This is a genomic window from Mesotoga infera (assembly GCA_011045915.1).
Taxonomy (GTDB): domain Bacteria; phylum Thermotogota; class Thermotogae; order Petrotogales; family Kosmotogaceae; genus Mesotoga; species Mesotoga infera_D.
In genome coordinates this window covers 1-2,995 of record DSBT01000313.1, presented here as the reverse complement: position 1 = coordinate 2,995, position 2,995 = coordinate 1, and the positions used below count along the sequence as shown (strand labels likewise).

At 45.0% G+C, this 2,995-nt stretch carries 3 protein-coding genes and 1 pseudogene; all 4 read right to left on the bottom strand.

The features are described from left to right. Positions 1 to 779: ABC transporter permease (locus tag ENN47_10065; GenBank protein HDP78506.1), on the bottom strand; the 779-nt coding region annotated here is incomplete at its 3' end. Beyond that, positions 779 to 1,542, bottom strand: a pseudogene (locus tag ENN47_10060) (ABC transporter ATP-binding protein). The pseudogene ENN47_10060 and the gene ENN47_10065, both read right to left, overlap by 1 nt. Positions 1,543 to 1,550: 8 nt before the next feature. Next, entirely contained in the window at positions 1,551 to 2,294 is a 744-nt protein-coding gene (locus ENN47_10055; GenBank protein HDP78505.1) for an IclR family transcriptional regulator, read from the bottom strand. Positions 2,295 to 2,476: 182 nt separating this feature from the next. Further along, positions 2,477 to 2,995 (bottom strand): rhamnulokinase (locus tag ENN47_10050; GenBank protein ID HDP78504.1); only part of this gene is annotated, 519 nt, incomplete at its 5' end.

Sequence of the window (2,995 nt, the reverse complement as noted above, 5' to 3'; positions counted from 1 at the left end):
GTTCCCTCCGTGAAGGCCAATTTCGACTCATGCCAGAACAAGAGTTTCTTTTCTATAAGCTCAATGCTCCAGTAGAGAATTAATCCCAGGAAAGTGGTAGCAATTATTGACGCCATCAGAAGATTTGCGTCATACAGAGAACTGCCGTAAACGAGCAGATAACCGAAGCCTCTGTCTCCAGCCATCCATTCTGAGACTATTGCCCCTATTATTGATTGCACCATTGCGATCTTGAGCCCTGCCATGATTAAGGGAGTGGCCATCGGGAGTCTCATCTTGAGAGTTGACTGGCGTTCCGATGCTCCGAGAATTGTCATTAAGTTCTCGTAGTCCTCCGGGACAGATCTAAGTCCCAAGATTGTGTTTATCATCACCGGAAAGAAAGCTGAAAGAACTATGAGCAATAGCTTTGACGGCATCCCGAGTCCGAACCAAATAACAAAGAGAGGAATGAGAGATACTTTTGGTGTGGCCTGAATAAGCATGACATATGGTGAGATTACTTCTTCAAAGGTTCTTGATTTAGCGGAGAAGTATCCAGCCGTGAAGCCCAGAATAGATCCAACGGAGAAGCCAATCAGTATCGTATACAGGGTTACCCAGCCTTCTCTAATGAAAGTGCCGTCTGCAACAAGAGAGATAAACCTCTGTCCTACAGCCTCTGGAGGTGGAAGGATAAATCCCGGAACATCTCTGACGATTATGTATCCCTTCCAAAAACCCAGGAAGAGAACCAGGAAAAGAATCGAGATTATTGCTATCAAGACTTTCCTGTTCATTATTTGAGCATCTCCCTTAGCTCTTTGACGTAGGAGTAAAATTCCGGAGTGAGTTTTGAATCTTCATTTCGCGGTCTGGGCAATTCAACCTTCATATCCGCGACAACTCTGCCGGGTTTCGTACCCATAACGATTATCCTGTCTGAAAGATACACTGCTTCGCTAATACTGTGAGTCACAAAGATCACTGTCTTTCTGGTCGATTCCCATATTTCGAGGAGAACGTTGTTCAGATTGTCTCTGGTTATCGCGTCAAGAGCCCCGAAAGGTTCGTCCATAAGTAGTATTGGAGGATTGTAGGACAGGGCTCTCACAATAGCCACACGCTGTCTCATTCCACCTGAAAGCTGTCTTGGGTAGGAATTTTCAAAGCCCACAAGCTTCGCTAGTTCGAAAAGATTCCTGACATTGCTTTCATCTGCTTTCTCCTTGTTGCCCATGATTTCGAATGGAAAGAGAGCGTTTTCTATTGCTGTTCTCCAGGGTAAGAGAACGGAATCCTGGAATACGAACCCAAACGGAGGAGTCTTACGATTTTCTTTCTCTGTAATCTCCACCGTTCCAGAACTTGCCTTGAGAAGCCCCGAGACAATCTTTAGCAGTGTTGATTTCCACAGCCCGAGGGTCCCAGCAGTGAGACGAACTCGCCTCTGTTGACTGTAAATGAAACATCATCCAGTGCAACGAATTCCTTTCTATCCTTTTTTGTCCCGCTCGAGAAGACCCTTCCGACGTTACTTACAATTACCACCTGTTCACTCATGTCAACCTCTAGAAAGTGTATTTGCTGATGTTCACAGCAGTCTTTTTTAGATTGGCTACAATTTCATCATTTATTCTCTTTGTACTGAATCTCTCTTTAGGCGCAATCGCAGTTATACTGGCGACAACGCTCCCCGCAGAATCGAAAACAGGCACCGCGACAGCTCTTAGTCCTGGCTCGAATTCCTCGTCGCAGAAAGCAAAGCCTTCTTGCCTAACTCTTTCTAGACGAGCCTTATAATCCTCTACCGGACAAGTCTCGATTTCAGGGTCATTTATAACGTGAGATTTACATATTAGGTCTAGCGCTCTTTCCTTGTCAATATTTGCGGCAATTGCCAACCCGGCAGCCGTGCAATGAACAGGAAGATAAACGCCAGATCTGGCCCTGAAACTGAATACTCTGTCGCTTTCAACAGTCAACACGGAGGTTACTCCGTTTTCCGTAAGCTCACTTAGGAAGACCGTTTCATTAATCTTGTCTTTCAGCTCAACAAGACAATTCTTAAGGTTGACTACATTCATCTTTCTAGAGATCTCATTTACCAGGGGTATTATTCTTGGGCTAAATCTGTAGCGTTTGGCCTCTTTAAACTTAGTCAAGACTTCGCAGTCTACAAGATCGTTAAGTATTCGGTGAGAGGAGGACATAGGGAAACCGGATTTTCCCGACGCTTCCTGAACCGTTGTTCCACTACTATCAGAATTGGCAACGATTTCGATCATTCTTAGTACTTTCTGGAGATAAGTCATATTCCACCTCACGGAATAGTAATTCTACTAAACAGAATTATCAACATTATTTTACATGGCCACCGTCATATCACCCAACCTTCCCTGAAGCTTTTATAGTTGATCAGAGATAACTAGGCTCGATTAATTGCTGCAATCTTATGAATTCTTAATTTTTTGATCTATTTGGATGATTCGAAGTGTTACTTTTCCGGAGTGTATTCTTGAAAGTTGAATGAGCGTTGAATAAGATCGTGAGCCTGCGATAGGTCGCTTAATTCTCCAAGACCTAGCATCTGCACTATGATGTTACCTGTGGCAGTTCCTTCCGCCGGGCCTGCGACTACCGGAAGCCCTGTGTAATCTGACACTAACTGGCAGAGAAGTCTGTTGCGAATGCCGCCGCCTACCATTTTGATATTCCTCATTGATCGGCCGGTTATTGACTGCAATTGTCTCCTCGTCTGCTCCGTCTGGTAAGCTATTCCTTCGAGCGCGGCTCTTATAATCTCTCCTCTGTCTTGCAAGGATATTCCGAGCTTCTCGGCTTCGAAGAGCATAGCCTTCTCCATGTTTCTCGGTTTTTTGAAGGCTTCGGATTCGACATCTATTTTTCTCTCATAGCTTCTGGCGGTCTGCGCCATCTTGGTCAACGCATAATGATCGAGATTAGGGTCCGATTTCCTCCATTCCCTGAGGAGCTCCTGAACCAACCAGAGGCC